The organism is Pyruvatibacter sp. HU-CL02332 (assembly GCF_040362765.1).
GTDB lineage: Bacteria > Pseudomonadota > Alphaproteobacteria > CGMCC-115125 > CGMCC-115125 > Pyruvatibacter.
This window is the reverse complement of record NZ_BAABWK010000001.1, coordinates 1742570-1767223: the sequence shown is the minus strand read 5'-3', so window position 1 is coordinate 1767223 and position 24654 is coordinate 1742570. Positions and strand designations below refer to the sequence as shown.

The 24654-nt window shown below is 58.5% G+C and carries 23 protein-coding genes; 11 read left to right on the top strand and 12 right to left on the bottom strand.

The window, feature by feature from the left end; genetic code table 11:
- Positions 1-30: 30 nt before the first annotated feature.
- Positions 31-957, top strand: coding sequence for a methionyl-tRNA formyltransferase (fmt, locus tag ABXH05_RS08355; protein ID WP_353560997.1), 927 nt, complete (start codon positions 31-33; stop codon positions 955-957).
- A complete protein-coding gene (truA, locus tag ABXH05_RS08350) occupies positions 954-1697 on the top strand; it encodes a tRNA pseudouridine(38-40) synthase TruA (protein WP_353560612.1) in 744 nt (247 codons plus the stop codon). The genes fmt and truA overlap by 4 nt, the downstream gene beginning before the upstream one ends.
- A gap of 3 nt (positions 1698-1700) precedes the next feature.
- Here truA and murI read toward each other — a convergent pair whose 3' ends face one another.
- The 5 genes from murI to ABXH05_RS08325 all read right to left on the bottom strand — a co-directional run bounded on the left by murI (position 1701) and on the right by ABXH05_RS08325 (position 6016).
- Entirely contained in the window at positions 1701-2510 is an 810-nt protein-coding gene (gene murI, locus ABXH05_RS08345; protein WP_353560611.1) for a glutamate racemase, read from the bottom strand.
- Between the two features lie 2 nt (positions 2511-2512).
- Positions 2513-3115 (bottom strand): hypothetical protein, encoded by a 603-nt coding sequence (locus tag ABXH05_RS08340; RefSeq protein WP_353560610.1) that lies wholly within the window; start codon positions 3113-3115, stop codon positions 2513-2515.
- Between the two features lie 2 nt (positions 3116-3117).
- Positions 3118-4326 carry a succinyl-diaminopimelate desuccinylase gene (dapE, locus tag ABXH05_RS08335; RefSeq protein WP_353560609.1) on the bottom strand — a complete coding sequence of 403 codons (1209 nt, stop codon included), beginning with the start codon at positions 4324-4326 and terminating at the stop codon, positions 3118-3120.
- Positions 4327-5172: a 2,3,4,5-tetrahydropyridine-2,6-dicarboxylate N-succinyltransferase gene (gene dapD, locus ABXH05_RS08330; protein WP_353560608.1), complete on the bottom strand. Its 846-nt coding sequence runs from the start codon at positions 5170-5172 to the stop codon at positions 4327-4329.
- 136 nt (positions 5173-5308) lie between these two features.
- A complete protein-coding gene (locus tag ABXH05_RS08325) occupies positions 5309-6016 on the bottom strand; it encodes a pyrimidine 5'-nucleotidase (protein ID WP_353560607.1) in 708 nt (235 codons plus the stop codon).
- 186 nt (positions 6017-6202) lie between these two features.
- Between ABXH05_RS08325 and ABXH05_RS08320 the strand changes: the two genes are divergently transcribed.
- A complete protein-coding gene (locus ABXH05_RS08320; protein WP_353560606.1) occupies positions 6203-7465 on the top strand; it encodes a DUF2336 domain-containing protein in 1263 nt (420 codons plus the stop codon).
- A 47-nt stretch (positions 7466-7512) separates the two neighbouring features.
- Here the strand turns inward: ABXH05_RS08320 and ABXH05_RS08315 are convergent, their stop codons facing one another.
- From ABXH05_RS08315 to rpmH, 6 genes are all read right to left on the bottom strand, one after another.
- Positions 7513-8511: a DUF1036 domain-containing protein gene (locus ABXH05_RS08315; RefSeq protein WP_353560605.1), complete on the bottom strand. Its 999-nt coding sequence runs from the start codon at positions 8509-8511 to the stop codon at positions 7513-7515.
- 4 nt (positions 8512-8515) lie between these two features.
- Positions 8516-9409, bottom strand: coding sequence for an acetylglutamate kinase (gene argB / locus ABXH05_RS08310; RefSeq protein WP_353560604.1), 894 nt, complete (start codon positions 9407-9409; stop codon positions 8516-8518).
- Positions 9410-9549: 140 nt separating this feature from the next.
- Positions 9550-10209 (bottom strand): ribosome biogenesis GTP-binding protein YihA/YsxC, encoded by a 660-nt coding sequence (gene yihA / locus ABXH05_RS08305; RefSeq protein WP_353560603.1) that lies wholly within the window; start codon positions 10207-10209, stop codon positions 9550-9552.
- A gap of 20 nt (positions 10210-10229) precedes the next feature.
- Positions 10230-12074, bottom strand: coding sequence for a membrane protein insertase YidC (gene yidC, locus ABXH05_RS08300; RefSeq protein ID WP_353560602.1), 1845 nt, complete (start codon positions 12072-12074; stop codon positions 10230-10232).
- A complete protein-coding gene (rnpA, locus tag ABXH05_RS08295; RefSeq protein WP_353560601.1) occupies positions 12055-12474 on the bottom strand; it encodes a ribonuclease P protein component in 420 nt (139 codons plus the stop codon). Before rnpA ends, yidC begins: the two co-directional genes overlap by 20 nt.
- 48 nt (positions 12475-12522) lie before the next feature.
- A complete protein-coding gene (gene rpmH / locus ABXH05_RS08290; protein WP_043948042.1) occupies positions 12523-12657 on the bottom strand; it encodes a 50S ribosomal protein L34 in 135 nt (44 codons plus the stop codon).
- A gap of 324 nt (positions 12658-12981) precedes the next feature.
- Here rpmH and ABXH05_RS08285 point away from each other — a divergent pair, with 324 nt between their 5' ends.
- The 8 genes from ABXH05_RS08285 (at position 12982) to glk (ending at position 22826) form a co-directional block, all read left to right on the top strand.
- The gene (locus tag ABXH05_RS08285) at positions 12982-13887 is read left to right on the top strand and encodes a DUF547 domain-containing protein (RefSeq protein ID WP_353560600.1); all 906 of its coding nucleotides are present in this window, start codon (positions 12982-12984) and stop codon (positions 13885-13887) included.
- 45 nt (positions 13888-13932) lie between these two features.
- The gene (locus tag ABXH05_RS08280) at positions 13933-14736 is read left to right on the top strand and encodes a TVP38/TMEM64 family protein (protein WP_353560599.1); all 804 of its coding nucleotides are present in this window, start codon (positions 13933-13935) and stop codon (positions 14734-14736) included.
- Between the two features lie 12 nt (positions 14737-14748).
- Positions 14749-16176, top strand: coding sequence for a dihydrolipoyl dehydrogenase family protein (locus tag ABXH05_RS08275; protein ID WP_353560598.1), 1428 nt, complete (start codon positions 14749-14751; stop codon positions 16174-16176).
- Between the two features lie 48 nt (positions 16177-16224).
- Positions 16225-17721, top strand: a complete 1497-nt coding sequence (locus ABXH05_RS08270) for an ATP-binding protein (RefSeq protein ID WP_353560597.1) — start codon at positions 16225-16227, stop codon at positions 17719-17721.
- A gap of 18 nt (positions 17722-17739) precedes the next feature.
- Positions 17740-18504: a methyltransferase domain-containing protein gene (locus ABXH05_RS08265; protein WP_353560596.1), complete on the top strand. Its 765-nt coding sequence runs from the start codon at positions 17740-17742 to the stop codon at positions 18502-18504.
- A gap of 114 nt (positions 18505-18618) precedes the next feature.
- Entirely contained in the window at positions 18619-20412 is a 1794-nt protein-coding gene (locus ABXH05_RS08260) for a glycoside hydrolase family 15 protein (RefSeq protein ID WP_353560595.1), read from the top strand.
- Positions 20409-21842: an alpha,alpha-trehalose-phosphate synthase (UDP-forming) gene (gene otsA / locus ABXH05_RS08255; RefSeq protein ID WP_353560594.1), complete on the top strand. Its 1434-nt coding sequence runs from the start codon at positions 20409-20411 to the stop codon at positions 21840-21842. Before ABXH05_RS08260 ends, otsA begins: the two co-directional genes overlap by 4 nt.
- Positions 21843-22826, top strand: a complete 984-nt coding sequence (glk, locus tag ABXH05_RS08250; protein ID WP_353560593.1) for a glucokinase — start codon at positions 21843-21845, stop codon at positions 22824-22826.
- On the opposite strand, the gene ggt is transcribed toward glk, so the two are convergent.
- Positions 22823-24553, bottom strand: coding sequence for a gamma-glutamyltransferase (ggt, locus tag ABXH05_RS08245; RefSeq protein ID WP_353560592.1), 1731 nt, complete (start codon positions 24551-24553; stop codon positions 22823-22825). The genes glk and ggt overlap by 4 nt on opposite strands.
- Between the last annotated feature and the right edge of the window lie 101 nt (positions 24554-24654).

The following is a 24654-nucleotide window of genomic DNA, read 5'->3' as shown; positions in this document are numbered from 1 at the left end:
TAACAAAGAAGACCGGAGACCGGCATGACGCTGCGCATCGCCTTTATGGGTACGCCGGACTTTTCTGTTCCTGCACTGTCGGAGTTGATTGCAGCCGGACATGACGTTGTCGCGGTGTATTCGCAGCCTCCGCGCAAATCCGGCCGTGGCATGACCCAGACGCCAACGCCTGTGCATGCCTTTGCGGCAGCACAAGGCATTGAGGTCCGCACACCTGAAAAACTGAAGAGCCCGGAAGAGCATCAGGCATTCCGTGATCTTGATCTGGATGTGGCGATTGTGGCCGCCTATGGGTTGATCCTGCCGCAGGCCATTCTGGATGCGCCCCGACTTGGGTGCCTGAACATCCATGCTTCGCTGTTGCCGCGCTGGCGCGGGGCCGCCCCGATACAACGGGCCATCATGGCGGGGGACAAGGAAACCGGCGTTGCCATCATGCAGATGGAAGCAGGACTTGATACGGGTCCTGTGCTGCTGGCCGAGCGCACACAGATTGGCCCAACGGAAACGGCGGGCGAACTGCACGATCGGCTGTCGCTCATTGGTGCAGGTCTAATGGTGCGGGCGCTAGCCGCCCTTGAACGCGATTCGCTCGAATCCACCCCACAGCCCGATGACGGCGTGACGTACGCAGCGAAAATCGACAAGGCCGAGGCCCGCATTGACTGGACACAGTCTGCGCAGGAACTGGACTGCCATATTCGTGGCCTCGCGCCCTTCCCCGGCGCCTGGTGCGAAATGGAGAAAGACGGCAAGACGCAGCGGGTAAAAGTGTTGCGCGCTGAGCCAGTGCCCCACTCCGGCAAGGCGGGCACGGCCCTTGACGATGCCCTGACTATTGCGTGCGGCGATGGTGCCCTGAGACTTCATCAGGTACAGCGTGCAGGCAAAGGCGTTCAGCAAGCGGACGAATTTTTGCGCGGCTTTGCGGTGCCCGCCGGAACGGTCCTGTCGTGACGCAGCGCTACAAGCTCACCATTGAATACGACGGCACGCCCTTTGTCGGCTGGCAGAAGCAGGACAATGGGCGCGGTGTGCAGGACGCCATTGCCGATGCCATTGCGGGCTTTTGCGGAGAGCGTGTGACCGTCGCCGGTGCTGGCCGGACAGATACCGGCGTCCATGCTCTGGGGCAGGTCGCCCATATCGACATTGAACGCGAAACAGATGCAGACACTGTGCGAGACGCGATCAACTTCCATCTCAAGCCTCAGCCTATTTCCATCCTTGAGGCCGAAGCGGTCAGCGGAGAGTTCGACGCGCGTTTTTCAGCGATCAAACGGCACTATCTGTATCGCATCACAAACCGGCGTGCGCCGCTGACGGTTGATCGGCAACGGGCATGGCAGGTGCCCGTGCCGCTGGATGCACGGCTTATGGACGAAGCCGCGCAGATATTGGTCGGGAAGCATGACTTTACGACCTTCCGTGCGGCCCAGTGTCAGGCTGCCTCGCCGGTCAAGACGCTGGATGCGCTGGATGTGCGGCGCGAGGGTGAGGCGATTGTCATAACCGCGCGCGCACGCTCCTTCCTGCACAACCAGATCAGGTCTTTTGCCGGTACGCTGAAATCCGTCGGCGAAGGCAAAATGAGCGTGGATGATGTGCGGGCGGCGCTTGAAGCACGGGACCGTTCGAAATGCGGGCCGGTGGCGCCGCCGGACGGGCTCTATTTGATGCGGGTTGACTACAGCTGAGTGTCAAAGATCGATGATCTCGACAGCCCGCTCGTCAATTTCACTGCCAAAGAAAATTCGGCCTACGCGCGCAAACCGCTCGGCACCATCTGTTGCCAGAAACCGCACCGCGCCCTTTTGATCCTTTGACGCTGCAATGCCGCCCAATGCCTGGGCCACTGCCTGAGCTGTTGTGGTCGCGGAATCCACCACCGCCACGCCTTGCGGCAATTCCTTGCGGATCGCGTCCGCCAGAACCGGAAAATGCGTGCACCCAAGAACCAGTGTGTCAGGACGGGTGTCATCGGCGAACAAGGGCTGAAGATAGGTGCGGGCAGCCTCGCTGGTTGCCGCTGATGACGTCCAACCTTCTTCGGCAAGGGCCACAAACACTGTGGCGGATGCCTGCGTTACCTGCGCGTTGGGTGCGCGCTCATGAATGGCTTTGGGATATGCCTCGCCGCGCACGGTTCCCTCGGTGGCGATGATTGCGATGCGACCGGATTGGCTTGCTGCGATGGCAGCCTCCGCACCGGGTTCAACCACTCCGATGACCGGAACTGGAGCAAACTTTTCAGCCAGCAATGGGGTGCCCACAGCACTTGCCGTGTTGCATGCAATGACGAGGAGCTTGATGTCACGGGCGATCAGGGCATCTGCAGCCTGCGTGGCATATCGCACTACCGTGTCTGCACTCTTGGTCCCGTAGGGGAGGCGCGCCGTATCGCCGAGATAGACGAGATCTTCGTTCGGCAGGAGATCGTGGATCGCTTTCAGCACCGTGATGCCACCGACACCACTGTCAAAAACGCCAATGGGTCTTGGATCACTCATGGCTAAAGCGGCCCGATGATCGCGTACTCAATGGCAGAACTGATGAACAAGCTCAGAACCACATCAAGCGCAACAAATCCAATAGCGGTTCCTATGGGGGCACCAAGAACTTCACGGGCGAGCAGGAAGCGGTACCAGACGACCGCAAGCACGAGACCAAAGTTTACCAGCACCGCCATTGCAATCGGAAAAACACCAATCAGGTACAGCACGAAGTTGGGCAGCATCACCAGCGAGATCATCAGTGAGGACCAGTTGTAGACGATGATGTAGGGCGACACGCGCTGCCCGACGCTAAAGAGCGGGGCGATGAAGAGGATGGCTATCGGATAGGCAAACCACTCGATCCCCAGCGTTGTCAGGTTGGAGATCAACAGATCCCAGTAGCCCGGTGGCGTGCCAGTGATCTGGTCACGCATCTCGAACAGCATGCGGGTTTCCGCAGCCGACACGATGAAGTAGAGCGGCACCAGAAAAATGACCACCGCAAAGGATCGCCAGAAGGCATCCGCTGACAGGTCAAAGAAGCGGCTTGCGTCAGGATCACGCCTGGCAATGGCAACAGAGCCTTCAATGGCGCGGAGCGCTTCAGAGAGGCTCGGCATAATTATTGCCGCCCTTGCCGCTCAGCGGCAAAGTCCGATGCTTTGGCGAAATAGCCCTCTATGACAGTTGCATAGACCGACGCCAGCATTTCAACGTCCTGCACGGACACGCGCTCGTCCACCTTGTGCATTGTCTCGCCCACGAGGCCGAATTCCAGCACGGGACAGTGGTTCTTGATGAACCGGGCATCAGATGTGCCGCCGGTGGTGGACAGCTCCGGCCTCCGGCCGACGACCGTCTCTACTGACTTTGCCACCAGCTCCACAAATTGCCCTGGCTGCGTGACGAAGCTCTCACCGGAAATCTTTGCGGACACTGAGATGGTTGCGCTACGTGCTGCGGCAATGTTGGCGACGGTCTTTTCAACAAGCTCAATCAGGCTTGCACCCGTATGCGTGTCGTTGAACCGGATGTTGATGCGGGCGCGTGCTGTGGCGGGAATGACGTTGGTTGCTTCGTTGGCGACATCAACAGTCGTGATCTCAAGATTGGACGGCTGAAAATGCTCCGTCCCCTGATCAAGCACAAGCGCGTCGAGAGCCGCCAGTGCCGCCACAAGAGGGGGCACTGGATTGTCCGCCAGATGGGGATAGGCTACATGGCCCTGCTTGCCCTGAGCCGTGATGACCATATTGACGCTGCCACGGCGACCAATCTTAATCATCTCGCCCAGCTCATGGGGGTTGCTAGGCTCACCCACAATGCAGTGATCAATCTGTTCGTTGTGCCGCTCCAGCCACTCCAGCATCTTGATGGTGCCGTTGACCGCCGGACCTTCCTCGTCGCCGGTAATCAAAAAACTGATGGACCCGGCGTCGGTGCCGTTGGCTGCGATATGGTCTGCCGCAGCAGCAGCGAAAGAGGCAATGGAGCCCTTCATGTCGGAGGCGCCACGGCCCCACAGCACGCCGTCTTCGATTTTGCCTTCGAACGGTCCCACCTGCCAGTCGCGCGTATTGCCTGTGGGCACTACGTCGGTGTGTCCGGCAAAGCAAAGGTGGGGTGCTGTTGTTCCGATGCGCGCGTAGAGATTGTCCACACGGTCTTCACCGGGTTCCTCGAACGGCAGCCGGTGACAGGTGAAGCCCAGCGCTGCCAGACGCGTTTCCAACAGATCAAGCGCGCCACCTTCTGCGGGTGTCACGCTTGGGCAGCGGATCAGCTCAGCGGCAAAGGCAACGGGGTCAATACTGGTGGAGGTGTCTGTCACTTAGTCTCGCAGCAATTCGTTGATTGAGGTCTTGGAGCGGGTCTGGGCATCAACACGCTTGACGATGACGGCACAGTACAGGCTCGGGCCAGGTGTCCCGTCTGGCAGCGGCTTGCCGGGCAGTGAGCCGGGGACGACCACGGAATAAGCGGGAACCTCGCCCATGAAGATTTCACCGGTCGCGCGGTCAATGATCTTGGTGGACTGACCAAGGAAGACGCCCATGGACAGGACCGAGCCTTCGCGCACGATGACACCTTCAGCTACTTCCGACCGCGCACCGATGAAGCAATTGTCTTCGATGACAACAGGGTTTGCCTGCAACGGCTCAAGCACACCGCCAATACCGGCACCACCTGAAATGTGCACGTCCTTGCCGATCTGGGCGCAGGAGCCAACCGTCGCCCATGTGTCCACCATGGCGCCGCTGTCCACGTAAGCGCCAAGGTTGACGAAGGACGGCATGAGAACCACGCCCGGCGCGATGTACGCAGAGCGGCGAACGATGCAGTTGGGGACAGCGCGGAAGCCGGCTGAGCGCCACTGATTGTCACCCCAGCCTTCAAACTTGCTGGGCACCTTGTCCCACCATGTTGTGTTGTCGCCCGGACCGCCTTCAATCGGCGCCATGTCGTTCAGCCGGAATGACAGAAGAACGGCCTTCTTGGCCCATTGGTTGACCTTCCAGGTGTCGCCGTCTTTTTCCGCGACGCGCACCTCACCGGAATCCAGCGCGCCAAGGGCTGTGTCCACCGCATCGCGAACCTCACCCGTGGTGGAGGTGGACACGCTGTCGCGATTGTCGAACGCGGTTTCAATGGTGGCGGCGAGGTCAGCAAAGCTCATTTTTGTCTCTTGTCGGTCTGGAAGTCGGGTTGAAATCTGATCGATTGACGATTTGAGGCGCACGATAGCCTTAGCCCCCCACCAGTCAACAAGATTAGCTCTGGCAAATAGCCGCTATCGACGCCTCGGCCCACTCCTAGAGCGTATCGAGGAAACCCACCAGATCATCGGTCACATGGTGGACGTGCTCGCCATCCTTGCCGTGGTGGGCTTTTTCAGTGGCCCAGTCCTCATGGGTCTGAATCCAGACCGTGCGCATGCCCAACTGGTGCGGCACCTCCAGATTGCGGGCAATGTCCTCAAACATCGCAGCCCGCCCTGCATCTGCACGGGAATGGCCCAGAAAATGGGTGAACGCGTCCGGGTGCGGTTTGGGGACGAAATTGCAGGCCGCGATATCAATTATCCCGTCAAAGCGGTCCAGCACGCCCAGTTTTCCCGCCACATTCTCCGCGTGCCTGTGGGAGCCATTGGTAAAAATGAAGCGCTTGCCCGGCAGACGCGCCAAGGCTGCGTCCAGCGCCTCGCTTGGGTCCACAACTGCCAGGTCAATATCGTGCACGTAGTCGAGGAAGGGTCCCGGCGCCATCCCGTGCTCAGACATCAGGCCAGCCAGTGTTGTCCCGTGCTCCACATAGAACTTCTTTTGAATACGGCGTGCCTCGACGCGGTCAACATCCAGTTCATTGGCAATGAACGACCCCATGCGCTCATCAATCTGTGCAAACAGGTTGCAGTGAGCAGGGTAAAGCGTGTTGTCGAGGTCGAATATCCATGTATCCACATGGTCGAACTGTGGATGCCGGATAGGCTTGCGTGCGGCATTTTCCAGGCTGTCTGTCATGGATCGGAATGTGGGCCGATGCCCCCTGATTGGCAACTGCAATGGGCGGATACCTGCCATTTCCATCGCGTTCGCCCTCCTCAAAAGGCGGTTAATTTCCCATTAGGTGCGTGCCTTTAGACTTTGCCCCATGAAACCCCGACGAACTTGGGGGCTTAGAGTGCATTTTGCGGCCTGGGACACGTGATGCTGAAATTCATTCAAAAGCTGGCAGGGCAGGACAAGGCCTCACGCGAGGCGCTGGCCTATGAAGAAGCGCGTTCGCTCCTTGAATCTCAAAACACTGATGCCCGCCGCACGCTTGCCTCACGGACTGACCTTGAGCCGGAAATGCTCTACTACCTCGCCGGCGACGATGACACGCCAACGCGGGCGCTTGTAGCTGCCAACCCGGCGACACCACATCAGGCCAATGTCGCACTGGCCGATGATGAAGACAGGTCGGTGCGTGAGGAACTGACGGGCAAGATTGCCCGCCTCCTGCCTGACCTGTCCCAGCGCGAAACGGACGCGTTGCGTGAGCAAACCATTGAGTTGATTGAGAAGCTGGCGCGCGACCAGGAACCCCGCGTCCGGGAAATTCTGGCTGAAGAAATAAAGAACTCCACCTTTGCGCCGCAAAACGTGGTTCAGGCTCTGGCGCGCGATACTGAAATATCTGTATGCGGACCAATTCTGCGATATTCACCGTTGCTGAGTGACGCTGATCTCATTGAGCTGATTGCAACGACACAAGTGACAGGCGTCATTGAGGCCATCGCGGGACGTGAAGCGTTGAGCGCGGACGTATCCGACGAAGTGGTGGCCTCGCTGGATATTCCTGCTGTCGCTACTCTTCTGGCAAATACCAGCGCGCAAATTCGCGCCAGCACGATGGAAGAGATCGTGAAGAATGCCGAAGAGGTTTCTCAGTGGCATGGACCGATCTCCATGCGGCCGGACCTCTCCATACGCGCTGTGAGGCGCATTGCGCAGTTTGTTGGCCGCGACCTCCTTTACGGGATGGCGGACAGACTGGGCCTCGATGACGACACGCGGCGGCTCTTGTCCGGGCGGCTCCATGATCGACTGGATGAAACGCCGGTGCCAGACACAGCAGCCAGTGCGCTGAAGATTGTTCAGAATGCGCGTGAGCAGGGCCGCCTTGATGGCGGGTTCATTTCAGACGCTGCTGAAGCCGGGTACACGGAGCAGGTGACGTATGCCCTCAGCATGCTGTCCGGCCTCAAGGCACCCGAAGTGCAACGGATTCTGACGTCTCGCAACGGCAAGGCGATTACCGCTCTTGTGTGGCGCGCACGTCTGTCGATGCGGGTATCCGTCCTTATTCAGACACATGTCATGCACCTGAAGTCATCGGAATTGCTCCCTGCACGCGGCGGCAGCGAGTTTCCACTGACTGAAGAAGAGATGGTTCGCCTGCTCGATTACTTTGGGCTGGCCGCCTAAACGCCTACGCACAAAGGCCCTGACGCAGGCACCCTAACGCAAGTGCCCTATCGCAAGCGCATTGTGTGGGTTTCCTGACCCGACACATCTACTTCCTGAAATGGCACTTCATCATATCCGCGCGCCGCACAATTGGTACGTCCGCGAATGAAGAAACGTGTTGGCTTTGTGCAGAATGATCTGTCGCCACCCCACACCATGGGCACATCATTGCGTGTGGCCACATCACCGCCATCCGTGACAGCTTCCGCATAGGCATAGTAGATCGGCTCATCCAATGCGCTTGTCATGGCGGGCGCACAGTTGCCGGCGGGCACGCGTATCCACCCTGAAGACCGCCACTCGTCAGACTGGCGGTAGCCTATGGCTGCCCAGACAAGCAGCTGCGTGTCATTGCAGAAATGAAAACCCGAGCGGCGCTGGCGCTGTTCGCCTGCGGCTTCGAGCGCTGCAAACAGCTTGGGCGTAACAGCGCCATCGCTCTTCAGACCATTGGCCTTCTGAAAGTCCTTGATGGCGCGTGTGGTACGACCACCAGAGAAACCATCAACAGACCCAGGTTCATATCCAAGCTCGCGCAGCAGGCGCTGCGTGCCCGCGATGCGGGCGCGCTTGTTGTCGTAGTTGCCACTTTCAGAAAACGTGGCCGTCCAGTCCTTGCGGCCGTCCGTCGTTATGCGCGCGAATTCCACTTTCTGGAGACCGCGATCGGTGCAGCCATTGGCACTGACGAAGCTGAAGTCCGTCGTGTCGATGCACAACATCCGGTCACCGGATGTCAGCCGCCTGCTGGCACCATGGGCAGGCCGGGTACGGGCAAAAGCATAGTACTCTCCCTCCCCCAGATTTTCCGCCACTACAGTTTTGCATTCGCCCGGATTGAGCTTGAACCAACCCTGGACGAGATACCCTTCATCAACCTCATGGGCTGAGGCGGCATCAAGCAGGTAGCTTGAGCGATTGCAGAACTCCAGTGCCGCATTGGCGGGTGCCGCCATCAGCAGCACCGCAACCAGGGCACTGCCCACGGCAATCATGAGCTTCATCGCATTAGCCAATGAGAGAACCCGCCCCGTGTTCGGTAAAGAGTTCGAGCAGCACTGCGTGTGGCACCCGACCATCCAGAATTACCGCCGCTTCGGTGCCGGCGGCACGCGCTTCAAGGCAGGTTTCGATTTTCGGAATCATGCCTCCGGAGATTGTCCCGTCGGCAATTAATCCTTTGGCGTCTTCCGGCGTGATGTTGGTGAGCAGATCACCATCCTTGTTCAACACGCCGCGGACGTCCGTCAGCATCAAGAGACGTTTTGCATCCAGAGCACCTGCAATGGCACCGGCTGCTGTGTCTGCATTGATGTTGTAGGTATGACCATCCTTGGACACACCAATGGGCGCGATGACAGGAATGAGATCGGACCCGATCAAGACTTTAAGGACATCCGGATTGATTTCTTCAGGCTCGCCCACAAATCCAAGATCCAGCACGCGCTCAATATTGCTGTCGCTGTCCTGAACGGTCTTTTGCATCTTTTTGGCGACGATGAGGCTGCCGTCTTTTCCTGACAGACCCACTGCCTTGCCGCCGGCTTGATTGATGGCCGTGACGACTTCACCGTTGATCTTGCCGGACAGTACCATTTCCACGACTTCAACCGTCGCTTCGTCGGTAACACGCAGGCCTTCCTGAAACTCGCTTTCGATTGCGAGGCGTTTGAGCATGGACCCAATCTGCGGGCCACCGCCGTGCACAATGATGACATTGATGCCGACCTGCTTGAGCAGGACGATATCGCGCGCGAACTGGGCCGCCAGCTTGTCGTCGCCCATGGCATGGCCGCCATATTTTACGACCACGACCTTGTCTTCATAGCGCTGCATATAGGGCAACGCCTCAGAGAGGATGTGGGCCTTCTCCAGCCATGCTTCAGCTGTCTTGTCTGTCATCGCGCGGATGTCCGCCATGTCTTGTCTATTTGGAGTCTGATCTTGTTATCGAGCCACCGGCGCAGCTCATTGCTGACATGATCTATACCCAAAAGGTCCGTCTACGGCCAGAACGTGTCGTTGTACGAGATTAATCTAGATCAGTAATCGCGCAGGAAGGCGACTTCGGCCCGCACATCTTCAAGACCGAGCCCGGTTTTGGACGCGGTAACGAGCACCTGAGGGTGGGCCGCCACATGACGCCGCATGGCGGCCTCGGTGCTGGCAATGACTTTGGCCAGTTCGTCTTTCTTGGGCTTGTCGGCCTTGGTCAGAACCACCTGATAGGAGACGGCGGCTGTGTCCATCAGATCGAAAATCTCTTCGTCATTGGCTTTTACGCCGTGGCGGCTGTCCACCAGCACGAAGACGCGGCGCAGGGCGGCACGGCCTGCGAGATATTTGGTGATGAGATTGGTCCAGGTGCGGACCTTGGACTTGCTTTCACGCGCATAGCCGTAGCCGGGAAGATCCACCAGGTAGACGCCGTCAGGGTCACCTGCCGGGAGACCGAAAAAGTTGATCTCCTGGGTGCGGCCAGGCGTGTTGGACGTGCGCGCCAGATTGTTGTGCCGCGTCAGGGCATTGATGAGGCTGGACTTGCCCACATTGGAGCGACCGGCAAACGCAAATTCCGGGCGGCCACCAGGCGGCAGCCCATCCACGTTCACCACGCCTTTGAGAAACTCAGTCGGACGGGAGAAGAGCAATCGCCCGGCTTCTACGAGCGCGGCGCGTTCCTGCTCATCGCGATCTGACATTGCATGACCTGCTTTGGACGCTACGACGCGTCGTTGTCGGATTTAAAGCGCTTGGTGAGCCACTGGAAATCCTGACCCCACTCCGGCGACACGCCCTGACGGCGCATGATCACCCACTGCTGGAGGATCGAGAAGCCGTTGTTGAACGTCCAGTAGATCACCAGGCCAGCCGGGAAGGTTGCCAGGACGAAAGTAAAGATGATTGGCATCCAGCGGAAAATCTGCTGCTGGATTTCGTCCGTCGGCGCCGGGTTCATCTTCATCTGAAGATACATCGTGATGCCCATCAGGATCGGCCAGACGCCGATCAGGAGGAATGACGGCGGGTCGAATGGAATGAGCCCGAACAGATTGAAGACCGATGTGGGGTCCTGCGCGGACAGGTCATTGATCCAGCCAAAGAACGGCGCGTGGCGCATTTCAATGGTAACGAACAACACCTTATAGAGCGCGAAGAAGACCGGGATCTGGATGACAATCGGCAGACACCCGGCGAGAGGATTCACCTTCTCGCGCTTGTACAGTTCCATCAATTCCTGCTGCTGGCGCTGCTTGTCGTCGGCAAAACGCTCCCGCAGCTTCATCATCTCCGGCTGCACTTTCTTCATCTTGCTCATGGCCACGTAGGACGTGTTCGCGAGCGGGAAGAAGGCAAGTTTGATGAGGACAGTCAGGATGATAATGGCAACACCAAAGTTGCCGATCATGCCCTGAATGTAGAGCAGAGCGAGGAAGAGTGGCTTGGTGAAGAAGTAGAACCAGCCCCAGTCGATGGCGAGTTCGAAGCTCTCAATGCCAAGCTGGCCTTCATAGCCATCAATGATGTTGACGACCTTGGCGCCGGCAAACAGTCGGTCCGTTGTTGACGTGGAGCCACCAGCAGGGACGACAACCGGATCACGCAGATAGTCTGCCTGATAAACATCCTGACCGCGCACGGGCGTGTCGGAGAATGACATGCGGCTTTCCGTCGACTGATCAGGGATCAGCGCCGTCATCCAGTATTTGTCGGTGATACCCAGCCAGCCGCCTGACGTGCGGGCGCGCACAGAACCGGTTTCCTGCAGATCATCATAATCGAGTTCCTGGAGGCCGTCCGTATCCGGAAAATAGCCAATCAGGCCTTCATGCAAAATCCAGATGCCTTCGATCTCAGGTGTGCCGGTGCGCGCCACAAGACCATAGGGATACAACGTCACGGCGGCGGCCGTCGCGTTGTCGACGCTTTGCTCGATCGTGAACATGTAGTCTTCGTCGAGCGAAATGGTCTTGCGGAAGGTTAGGCCCGCACCATTGTCGTAGCTCAGCGTGATCGGTGTTGCGGGCGTCAGCATGCCCGGTGTGTCCTGGGTCCAGACTGTGTTGGCGCCCGGCAGGCTTACATTGGCGGAGGCAGGAGCCGTCCAGCCGAATTCTGCGTAGTACGGGTTCTCAGAACCACGCGGTGACAGCAGGATGATTTCAGGGCTCGTTGGATCCACCGTCTGGTGGTAGTTCTTGAGCTGCAGGTCATCAATGCGAGCGCCGGTGAGAGAGATAGACCCGTCAACGCTTGGGCTATCGAGTGTCACGCGTGGCGACTGTTCCAAGGCAATGGCGCGCGGCAGAACCGCACTGGCTGCTGCCGGGAGGCCGGCCCCACCAAGCTGCTCATCAACCTGTGGCTTGCCTGTGGTGTCGGGCACGGGTGCGAGGCCTGATCCATCCGCTGGTGCCGGGGTGCCTGCTGCATCGGCCTGGACGGTCTGCTCAGTGCCTGTCGACGCAACCGGCTCAGGCGGCGTGACGAAGAAGTACTGCCAGCCCACAAGGACGGCGACACACAAAACGGCGGCGAGGATAAAGTTACGATTTTCGTCGGTCATCGTCGGGGTGCGTCTCACTCACGGCAGAACCAGGGATGGAAGGATCGCTAGGCGACAGGTGGGCGCGGCCATGCACTTTTGCCAGTGCCCTTTCCAGGTCGCCCAACAACAGTGCGAATGGACGGCTTAGCGTGCCAGCGCGCCCGATAACTACATAATCGCGGCCCGGAAGGCCATAGCGGGGAAGCATTGCTTCTGCCGCGGCACGCAGGCGGCGCTTGGCGCGGTTGCGAACAACCGCATTTCCGACCTTTTTTGTGACCGTAAAGCCGACTCTGAAAGAGGAATCGCTGTCTTTTTCGAGGTACGGGCGCATCTGCAGCACAAGACCGGGCATTGCCGCACGTTTGCCACGTGCGGCCTGCAAAAAATCCGCCCGCTTTTTCAGGCGTTCGATCATGCTGATGTCCGAATTTGGCGGAATTCCGCCAATCAAGGCCGCCTGTTACTACGCAGACAGGCTCTTGCGGCCCTTGGCGCGACGGCGCTGAAGCACCTTGCGGCCATTTTTGGTGGCAAGGCGTGCGCGGAAGCCGTGACGGCGCTTACGCACGAGGCGGCTTGGCTGAAATGTCCGTTTCACGGCACAAACTCCGGGTCTGGCCCCGGAAAACCGGGGAAAACATGCAAATATCTGGTCAGCGTCTGGCAGGTGGTGCGCGGTTCCGGTTGGCAAAAGCCTAAGGTCTCGCGCAAGCTAAAACCTGCGACGCCAGAGCCGCGGGTTGTAAGCAAGCAGGGTTTGCTTGTCAATTGGCGGTTTGCTGCAGCCCCCGCCCATCATCAACACGCCTGCTCACACCCAAAAACACCCGTTCACAAGCCCGGGAGCCGGTCTTTCACCTTGGAGCCCAATAGGCCACTTAGGGCCCAACAAGATGACCCAATCGACCTGTGGGAACGTACCATGCTCCATATGCCAAGCGCCCAGACCTCAAATGACCTACAAGCGCGGCGCGGATTTCTGTCCGCCGCCCTGCTGAGCGCGGCTGTTGCACTTGGCTTTTCCCTTGTGACACCAATCCAACCGGCACAGGCTGCTGACCTTGCGGAGATTTTTGAAGAGCATGACCCGATGAGCACCAAGACCGTTGACCACAGCCAGTGGGCCAGCCTTCTGACCACATACGTTTCCCTTGGAAATGACGGCATCACGCGGGTGGATTATGCGGCACTCGGCAACAACGCTGCCGATGTGGAGAAACTTGGTGCCTATATCGATCTGCTTCAGGAAACCAAGGTCTCCGGCCTGAACCAGGATGAGCAGTTCGCATTTTGGGCCAACCTCTACAACGCCGTCACCGTGGAAGTGATCCTTGAGCACTATCCGGTGCGGTCCATCCGAGATATTTCAATTTCACCTGGACTGTTTTCAACAGGCCCCTGGGGCAAGAAGCTTGTGACCGTGGAAGGCGAAGAACTGTCGCTGGACAATGTTGAGCACGACATCATGCGCGCAAACTGGGATGAGCCGCGGGTGCACTATGCGGTCAACTGCGCGTCCTATGGCTGCCCCAATCTGGCGCTTGAACCGTTCACCGGCAAAAAGCTGGAAGCCCAGCTTGAAAAAGCCGGCAAGGACTACGTGAACCATTCACGCGGCGTCAGCTTCGATGGCAATAAGCTTACCCTTTCAAAGATCTACGACTGGTACGGCAAGGATTTTGGGGCAACAAAAGCTGCACAGCTCAAGAGCATTGCCAAGCATGCTGACCCGGTCCTGGCTGACAAACTGAAGGCACATTCGGGCCGTGTGTCTTACGACTACAACTGGCTGCTCAACGATACGGCCAATGGGCCGGACGGCAGCTAAACCACACCTTTTCAGACTTTCATGCACTCGCGGGGGACATGCGCGATGACTGACGACAACAAGACCGAAAACACCAAAAGTGATGAGCAGGGGTTCAGCCTCAAAAAATCACTTCCTCTCATCATTCTGGCAGGGCTCATTGGGGCGGCCTTCTATTTTGATCTGCATACATACCTTTCGTTGCAGACCGTGGCTGAAAACCGTGAAGCCCTGACCGGCTTTGTTGAATCCAATATCGTTGTCGCCATCGCAGCATTCATTGCGATCTATGTGGTGGTGGTCGCGCTGTCACTTCCTGGCGGCGCACTCATGACCATCACAAGCGGGTTCTTGTTTGGACCGTTGCTTGGGGGCCTAGTGGCTGTGGTCGGTGCAACCATCGGCGCCACGATCATCTTCCTCATTGCCAAGACGTCCTTTGGTGAGCCACTCGCAGCGCGGGCAGGCCCCTGGCTTGAGAAACTGCGCGACGGCTTCCAGAAGGACGCGCTGTCCTACCTGCTGTTCCTGCGCCTGGTTCCTGCCTTTCCTTTCTGGCTGGTCAATCTTGCGCCAGCCGTTCTTGGAGTGGGCCTCACGACATATGCCATCGGCACTTTCCTGGGCATCATTCCTGGCACCTTCGCATTCGCTTTTGTTGGTGCGGGGCTCGACTCCATCATTGAGGCGCAGCAGACATCATTTGATGCCTGTGTTGCCGAAAAGGGGGCAGATGGTGGATGCACATTCGCTCTTGATCCCGGCTCTCTTCTGACGCCTGAAATTCTCATCGCCTTTGCCGCGCTCGGTGTGGTCGCGCTCATTCCTGTTGTCATTCGTCGTATTCGCGACCGCAAGTCGGCTGCCTAAAGGAACACAATCATGAAAAAGATCTCTACAGACATCTGCGTCATTGGTGGTGGATCCGGCGGCCTGTCGGTTGCAGCAGGCGCGGTCCAGATGGGCGCGAAAGTGGTGCTGCTTGAAGCAGGCGAGATGGGCGGTGATTGCCTGAATTATGGGTGCGTCCCGTCAAAGGCGCTGCTCGCTGCCGGCAAGCACGCCCACATGTTTGGACACTCAGAAGAGTTCGGCATCGCTGCCGCCGTGCCTCAGGTCGACTTCAAGAAGGTCAATGCACACGTCAAGGATGTGATCGCGACGATTGCTCCCATCGACAGCCAGGAACGATTTGAAGGACTTGGCGTCACGGTCATTCGCGAGTTTGGTCGCTTCAAGGACGCGCGTACCGTCATCGCAGGCGATACGGAGATCACTGCAAAGCGCATTGTAATCGCCACCGGCTCAAGCCCGTTCGAACCGCCAATCCCGGGCCTGGAAAATGTGTCGTTCTTCACCAATGAAAATATCTTCGACAATGATGTTCTGCCGGAGCACCTGATCGTCATCGGGGGCGGCCCCATCGGCATGGAGATGAGCCAGGCGCATCGGCGGCTTGGCGCGAAGGTCACGACGCTTGAGGGCGGCAAGGCACTTGGCAAGGACGATCCTGAACTGACAGCGATCGTCAAAAAGCGTCTCGTCGAAGAAGGCATTGATCTGCGCGAAGAGGCCATGGTTCAGCGCATTGAAAAGACCGATGCTGGTGTGCGTGTTGTGTTTGAAAAAGACGGCACCGAACAAAGCGTCGAAGGCTCGCATCTGCTCCTTGCCGTTGGACGCAAACCCAATGTGGACAAGCTTGATCTCGAGAACGCCGGTATTGAGTACACCAATCGCGGCATCAAGACGGATGAGCGCCTGCGCACGACAAACAAGAAAGTCTTTGCCATTGGCGATGTTGCGGGTGGCCTGCAGTTCACCCATGTGGCTGGCTATCACGCAGGCATCGTCATTCGGAATGCGCTGTTCAAGATGCCTGCCAAAGCTGATCACTCCGCTGTGCCCTGGGTCACGTATACGGACCCGGAAATGGCGCATGTGGGCCTTACCGAACAGCAGGCACGTGACGCCCATGGCGACAGCATGAAAGTACTGCGCTGGGAGTTCCACGAGAATGATCGTGCGCAGGCCGAGCGTCGCACCGAAGGCGTCATCAAGGTGATGGTCGACAAGAAGGGCGTTGTTCTGGGCGCGTCCATTGCCGGCGCGGGCGCAGGTGACCTGCTTGCTCCGTGGATTCTGGCTGTTGGCCAGAAGCAGAAGATCGGCACCATGGCGCAGTTCATCGCGCCCTACCCGACCATGACTGAGGTCTCCAAACGCGCAGCGGGATCTTTCTACACAGAGACGCTCTATAGTTCGCGGGTCCGGTTTGTGGTGAAATCACTAATGCGGATTTTCGGGTAAGGACGCAGCACGGCCCGGACACCAACCGGGCCTGGCAGCGGACGGGACATGGGCCAGGAAGAGCATACAGACCACGATACTAGGCCTGAGCACCGCTCAAGCCTGCAATCGCTGTTGCCCGCACGCCTGGCCCGCAGCCTGTCGGCTCAGCTTCTCGTCCTGACCGTCGCCTTTGTCATGCTGGCTGAGGTCTTCATCTATGTACCGTCGATCGCAAACTATCGCGAGACCTGGCTGATGGACCGGATCAATGCGGCACAACTGGCCACGCTTGCCGTTGTGGCAGCGGCAGAGCGTGGCGTGATGCCGGACCTTGAAGCAGAATTGCTCAAGAACGCTGAAGTCAAAGCTGTCGCCCTGAAGCGGGACAACCGGCGCGAGCTGCTTTTGGCAAGTCCCATGCAAGACATGATCGCGGCGCGGTATGACCTGCGCAATGCAAGCATATTGGCGCTGTGCTACGACGCCTTCGAAGTTCTGTTTTTTGGCGGCGGGCGCACTGTCGCTGTGGCCGGCGAACCTCGTTTCGGTGGTGGTGAGTTTATCGAGATCGTTATCGACGACACACCTTTACGCCAGGACATGATCGCGTTTTCTGGCAACATCCTTTTGCTGTCGATTGCAATTTCTATATTTACGGCGGCTCTTGTCTTTCTTGCCCTCAACCGCGCGCTTGTTCAGCCGATGATGCGCATCACAGCCAACATGGTTCGGTTCCGTCAGTACCCTGAGGATATTTCACGGGTGATGGTTCCGTCTGACCGGCGGGATGAGATAGGGACCGCCGAACGCGAACTGGCAGACATGCAAGGTGAGTTACGCCAGGCGCTGCGACAGAAAACTCGCCTCGCGGCGCTTGGAACAGCGGTCAGCAAGATCAATCATGATCTGCGGAACATTCTTGCAAGCGCTCAGTTGATTTCGGATCGCCTGGCGGGCGTCGATGACCCGCAAGTGCAAAAACTGGCTCCACGGCTCTTCACCTCCATTGACCGCGCCATCGCGCTGGCGACCGACACCATGAAGTTCGGCAAGGCGGAAGAGGCACCCACCCGAAAACAATATGTGCCGCTTGCGGACCTTGCCACAGAAGTTGTTGAAGCTGTTCTACCTGTGGACGAGACTCACATTCGTGCCGACATTCGCATTGATGAAGAAGAACAAGTGTATGCGGATGCGGATCAGCTGTTTCGCATTCTCCTCAATCTTGCACGCAATGCCGTTCAGGCCATGGAAGACGCCGATGGCGCCGGCACACTTACTGTTGCCTGCGAAATGACTGAAGGGGGCGGTCGCCTTGTGGTCGCAGACACAGGCCCCGGCCTGCCTGAAGATGCTCGCGACCATATGTTTGAGCCCTTTGTCGGAAGTGCCCGTAAGGGTGGCACAGGCCTTGGCATGGCCATCGCGGCGGACTTGGTACGCGCTCATGGCGGCCGCATTGAGCTTTATGAAACAAGGCCCGGCCGGACTGTCTTTCATATCTACCTGCCAGACCCGGATGGCAGCATTGCGCCGGCAGCCACTAGTGCAGCGGCTCAGTAGGATGCTACATCCCGCCCCATGAGCTGGGATCCTTCGATATATCTTAAGTTTGACGACAAGCGCACACGGCCTGCTGCAGAACTCCTTGGCCGCGTACCCGCTGATCACCCACAAAACGTTGTTGATCTTGGATGCGGACCGGGCAATTCAACCGCATTGCTGGCAGCGCGCTGGCCACAGGCAAAGATCGCCGGTGTCGACAGTTCGCAGGAGATGCTCGACAAAGCCGCGTCAACGGACATACCCGCCACATGGACCTGTGCAGACATCGCAGCATGGCAGAGCTCTGAACCGGTGGATGTGTTGTTCACCAACGCAGCACTGCATTGGCTTGGCGACCATCACCGCCTGTTTCCCTCACTGATGAACAATGTTGCTCCTGGTGGCACGCTGGCGATCCAGATGCCGCGCAACTTCGATGCACCCAGTCATACGCTGCTGCATGAAACAGTTGAGGAAACCGGCAATCCTAATCTCATTGCGTTGCTGCGTGATAACCCCGTTGCGGACCCCGATATCTATCACCGCATTCTCACGCCACATGCCGCTTCGGTGGATATCTGGGAAACAACCTACCTGCAGGTCCTGACCGGGGAAGACGCTGTTCTGGCATGGACAAGCGGCACGGCTCTCGTGCCGTTCATGTCAGTACTTGAGGGTGCAGAATGTGACCGCTTTATAGGCAACTACCGCCAGAAGCTGGCGGCGGCATATCCTCCGGAGGCGGATGGCTCAACGCTGTTTGCCTTCAAGCGGATCTTTATTGTGGCGCAAAAGCACTAGCGCGCACACTGTCGTCCGTCTGCATGGCAGAACCCGGTTATGGTGCATTGCAACCAAAGCCGACCAGTGCCACCCTTTAACCCTACGTGTGTGTAACTTGGTTCCAAGGGTTCTATGTCCACTCTTGATCTTGGTGTCATCGGCAACAGCAGCTATGGCGCACTTATTAATCCTCAGGGCCGCATCGTGTGGTCCTGCCTGCCGCGTTTCGATGGGGACCCGGTTTTCTGTGACCTTCTGAATGGCGGCGACAACGCGGTCGATGGCGGCAACTTTGGGTTCTGGGAGATTGATCTCGCAGACTTCGATCGAAGTGAACAGAACTACGAACCCAATACGGCCATTCTCAAAACACGTCTTTATGACAAACAGGGCAACGCAGTTGAGCTGACGGACTTTGCGCCGCGCTACCTCAACCACGGGCGCATGTTCCGGCCCGTCACAATCATGCGCCGAGTTGCCCCGCTGACCGGAACACCACGGATCACGATACGATTGCGCCCCAGGTTCAACTGGGGTGCGCGGGTGCCGGACGTCAGCCGAGGCACAAACCACGTGCGGTTTTTTCATACCGGTCAGACCCTGCGGCTCAATACCAACGCACCGCTAACTTATGTGTTGGATGAGGTGCCCTTCCTGCTGGAAGAGCCTGTGGACATGATGCTGGGGCCTGACGAACCACTGGCGGGCAATCTGCGCGAAACCGCAAACACCTTCGAGGAACGCACAGCGGACTACTGGCGGACCTGGGTGCGTCGGCTGGCACTGCCGCTTGAGTGGCAGGATGCGGTCATACGCGCCGCCATTACGCTCAAGCTGTGCACCTATGAAGAAACCGGCGCCATCATTGCCGCCATGACCACGTCCGTTCCAGAAGCCGCCCATACCCAGCGCAACTGGGACTACCGCTACTGCTGGCTTCGGGACGCTTTCTTTGTGGTGCGTGCTCTCAACTCCCTGTCGGAAGTTGAGACCATGGAACACTATTTGCGCTACCTGCATAACATCGTGGGTGAAGCCAACGATCACTTGCAGCCTGTCTGGGGCATCAGCCGAGAAGGCGCATTGGTGGAGAATGAGATCACCAGCCTGTCCGGCTATCGTGGCATGGGACCTGTGCGGGTCGGCAATCAGGCCTACGAGCATTTTCAGCATGACGTGTATGGCAATGTGGTGCTTGCAGCATCGCAATCGTTCCTGGATCAGCGCCTGTTCAAACCAGGCACAGAAGAAAACTTCAGCCGCCTGGAACATATGGGCGAGCTGGCGTTCAAGACGTACAACCAGCCTGATGCGGGCATGTGGGAGCTGCGCACCCGCGCACGCGTGCACACATCCTCAAGCCTCATGTGCTGGGCAGCCTGTGACCGGCTTGCGAAAATTGCGCGGCATATGGATTTCACGGACCGGGCGATGTACTGGCAGGAGCGGGCGGATATCATTCATTCCACCATCACGTCTGAAGCGTGGAATGAAGACATGGAATCTTTCGCCGAGAGCTTCGGCGGCAAAGGTGTAGAAGCCGGCCTGCTACTGATGGCGGAAGTCGGGTTCCTCAAGCCAGATGACGAACGCTTTCAAAAGACGCTTGATGCCGTCGAGCGCACGCTGAAGCGTGGCAAGCATATGTACCGCTATGCAGAAGCTGACGACTTCGGAGAACCGGAGACGGCCTTCAATATCTGCACGTTCTGGTACATTGATGCTCTGGCCCGTGTTGGCCGGGAAGACGAAGCGCGTGACATCTTTGAAGAGATGCTGAGTGCCCGTAACCCTCTGGGATTGTTGTCCGAGGACACAGACGTCAAAACCGGCGAGTTGTGGGGTAACTACCCGCAGACATATTCACTTGTGGGCATCATCAATGCGGCAATGCGCCTGTCGCGTCCCTGGGAGGACGAAGTATGAGCCGGCTCGTTGTTGTGTCTAACCGTGTCGGGCCTATTGGCGACGCAAAGCGTGCTGGCGGTCTGGCCATCGCGCTGGTGGAAGCGCTCAAGACATCCGGCGGCATCTGGTTTGGCTGGACCGGTGAAACCACCGAGGAGCCTGACAGTCGGCTCAAGCTGGAATCCGCCGGGCCGCTGACTCTGGCGACAGTTGATCTCTCCGAGGCGGATCACGAAGACTATTACAACGGGTTTGCCAATCGCTCCCTATGGCCGCTGTTTCATTTTCGCACCGGGCTTGTTCAATACGACCGACAGAACTTTGCAGGCTATGAACGGGTCAATGCGAGCTTTGCCAAGTCGCTCCTACCGCTTATCCAGCCGGACGATCTGATCTGGGTGCATGACTATCACTTCCTGCTATTCGCAGAAGAACTCCGCAAGCTTGGCTGCACGCGGCCTATCGGCCACTTCCTGCACATTCCCTTCCCACCACGCGAACTGCTAACGACGCTGCCGCACCATGAACAACTGGTACAAGCCCTGTTCGCATTCGACATTCTGGGCTTCCAGACCGAACATGACCGCGACCGGTTCTTTGACTATGTGCGCATGGAGGCCGGCGGCAGCATTCTGGGCGACAAGGCGCGTTGCTTCGGGCGCACTGTGACGGCCCGCCATTTCCCCATCGGGATCGATGCTGACAATTTCGTGGAATTTGCGGAGTCCGAAGAAGGCCAGAAACAGTTCACGTCCATGCGCGACATGCTGCGGGGCCGAAAGCAGATCATTGGTGTCGACCGCCTGGATTACACAAAGGGCCTGCCGGAGCGCTTCAATGCCTTTGAGCGCATGCTTGAAGACCATCCAGACAAGCGGGGTCAGACGAGCCTGCTGCAGGTAGCTCCGCCGTCCCGGTCAGATGTGACTGAGTATCAGGATTTGCGGCTGGAACTTGAAGGCATGGCCGGTCACATCAACGGGCGGTTTGCCGAGTTCAACTGGACACCGATCCGCTATCTCAACAGGTCGTTTGCCCGGCAGGCCCTGGCGGGTCTCTATCGTGCCAGCCATGTGGGACTGATTACACCTCTGCGCGATGGGATGAATCTTGTGGCCAAGGAATATGTGGCGGCGCAGGACCCGGAAGACCCCGGCGTGCTCGTGCTGTCGCGTTTTGCAGGTGCTGCGAAGCAGATGCGCGATGCCGTCATCATCAATCCTTATGATGTGCAGGGCATGTCTGATGCATTGGCCCGCGCCCTTGATATGCCCCTGGAGGAGCGCAAGCAGCGTCATCAGGCACTGCTGAAGAATGTGTCGGAAGAAGACATCAGTCATTGGCGTACGACCTTTATGGATGCGTTGACCAGCGTTGAGGATTCCGGCGTTACGGGCGGCAGCATTCATGCTGATCGGTCGGGGACCTCCAACGGGTCAGCAGCCTGAATGCCTGCGCGCACCACCAATCCCGTCCTTGTTGCGGATATTGGCGGAACAAACGCGCGCTTCTCGCTGGCGCAGCCGGGCGAAACAAAGCCTGATATGCCAACAGTGCTGATGACAGCGCTGTATCCGACACTGGAAGACGCCCTCAAGACGTTTCTTGATGAGACAGGCAACCCGGACATTGGCGGCGTCGCGATCTGCGCCGCCGGACCCGTTCAGGCCTCGGGCCGTGAAGCCTATGTTGAAATGACCAACTGCCCATGGGTTGTCAGCGCAGATGCCATTGCTGCTGCAACCGATGTCGACGCTCCCATTCTGGTCAATGACTTCACCGCTGTGGCTGTCTCGCTTCCGCATCTTGAAGACGAAGATGTGGTTCAGATTGGAGGCAACAAGGGACAGGCCGGCGCACCAATAGGTGTGCTTGGCCCGGGAACAGGGCTTGGTGTTTCAGGGTTGGTGCCGCACTCAGACGGCGAGTTTACGGCTCTCTCCGGTGAGGGGGGACACGTCTCGCTTGCGCCGGGCAATGAACGGGAAATCTCACTTCTGTTTCAGTTGATGCAGACCTATGGCCATGTATCAGCGGAACGTGTGCTGTGCGGCCCCGGCATGGAGACGCTGTATGCAGCCCTTGGCGCCCTGGATGGGTCGTCAGAGACGGGAAAGCCCACGGCGGCTGACATCGCCCGCATGGCGCAGGATGGCTCGTCACCTCTTGCACAGGAAACCGTCGAGGTTTTCACGGGCCTGCTTGGCTCGGCCGCTGGCGACCTTGCGCTCACACTGGGTGCGCAAGGCGGTGTCTATCTGGCGGGTGGCATTCTTCCGCGCTGGGGCGACTTGCTGAACCATCGGCTGCTGCGCCACCGATTTGAGGCGAAAGGGCGCTTCAAGAGCTATCTCGCAGAGATTCCACTTTACCTGATCACAGCACCGGATGTGGCCCTGATCGGCCTCACGTCACTGGCGCGGCGCAGCTAGTCCAGCACGACACCTTCACGACGAGGGTCTGCCCCGCCTTCAAGGTCGTCCCCAACCATACGCAGGCCATGCAGTCCGCTGGTGATCTCTTTCACCTCGACTGTATGGCCCCGTGCCCGCAGGCCATCTGCCAGCGTGCTGATAAAGGTGTTTTCCTCCAGTTCGAGCGTCGTGTTGCGATGGACGTGGCGCGGCATGTCGATTGCGTCCTGCACGCTCATGTCCCAGTCGAGAATGCCAATCAGGCTTTGCGCCACAAAGGCAATGATGCGGCTGCCGCCGGGCGAACCAATGGCGGCGTAAAAATCTCCGTTCTCATCAAGCACAATCATGGGTGACATGGATGAGCGCGGGCGCTTGCCGGCCTCAGGCCGATTGGCAATGGGCTTGCCATCACGCGCCGGACGGAATGAGAAATCCGTAAGCTGGTTATTGAGCAGGAACCCGCCAGCCATCATGTGACTGCCGAACGGCGCCTCGATCGACGTGGTCATGGAGACGACATGTCCCCAGTCATCGCGCACGACAAAATGGGATGTTGAATGCGCTGGCTTGGGGTCAGCCGCCACATAGGACGCTGACGACCCGGCCGGACGGCCAGCCGGGAGAGGGTCCTTGGACGATGTCTGGTCAGGGTGTATCTGGCGACTGCGCAGACGCAGATAAGACCGGTCCAACAGGCCTTCCAGTGGGACGTCCACAAAATCAGGGTCGGCGAGATACAGGTTTCTATCCGCGTAAGCGAGACGGCTTGCCTCGGAGATCAAATGGATTGCATCAGCGGACTGGGGCTCTGCGTTTTGCATGTAGAAGCTTTCCAGCAATCCCAAAATCTGCAGCACCGTCGTGCCGCCAGATGTCGGAGGCGGTGCTCCACACACCGTGTAGATGCGGTATGGCGCACACACCGGCTCGCGCTTTATCGGTTTGTAGGACGCAAGATCCGCCGCTGTCATACCGCCGGGATTTACCGGCGCGTTATTGACCGCAGCCAAAATCTCCTTGGCTATCTCGCCTTCATAGAAAGCACGAGGGCCCTGCTCTGCCAGTATACGGAGAGTTTTCGCATAGGCCGGATTTGCCAGAACCATGCCCACATCCAGCGGCACTGGATTTCCATCTTCGTCTTTTTCACCCGGCTTGAAGAAGTACTCATTGACCACCGGCATGCGCGGCAGAGCGGGCGACCAGTTGATGAGCTTATTGAGCCGTGGCGTGACCTCAAACCCATCTTCGGCCAGACGAATGGCAGGTGCGAACAGATCAGCCCACGGCAACCGGCCCTGCTCCTCATGGGCATCCGCCAGCATGGCGACAACGCCAGGGACGCCAACCGCATGACCACCCACCACCGCTTCGAAGAAGCTCATGGGTGTGCCGTCCTCTTTGAGGAAATGCTGTGGCGTCACCGAAGCCGGTGCGGTTTCGCGTCCGTCCCACGTCTCGACCTTGCGCGTGTCCTCATTCCAATAGACCAGGAATGCGCCACCGCCGATGCCGCTTGATTGTGGCTCCACCAAAGTGAGCACCAGTTGCACCGCAACCGCCGCATCGACAGCGGACCCGCCCCGCTCCAGCATTTCAAGTCCGGCGGCACTTGCCAGAGGGTGCGCAGCGCTGACCATGTGTTTTGGTTGCGGTGTCAGAACCGCGCTCATCAAATAGCCTACGGCCGCGAAGCCGACCAGGGATGCCATGAGGGTGAAGAACAGTTTCGCGCGCGCCATTGAACGGCCTTTTGTCGTGGTGGGCGCACAGCATAGCGAGGCATGGACGGCAAAAACCAGACTTGACACTTCTCGTGCAAGAACAGGTCTCGCGATTTACG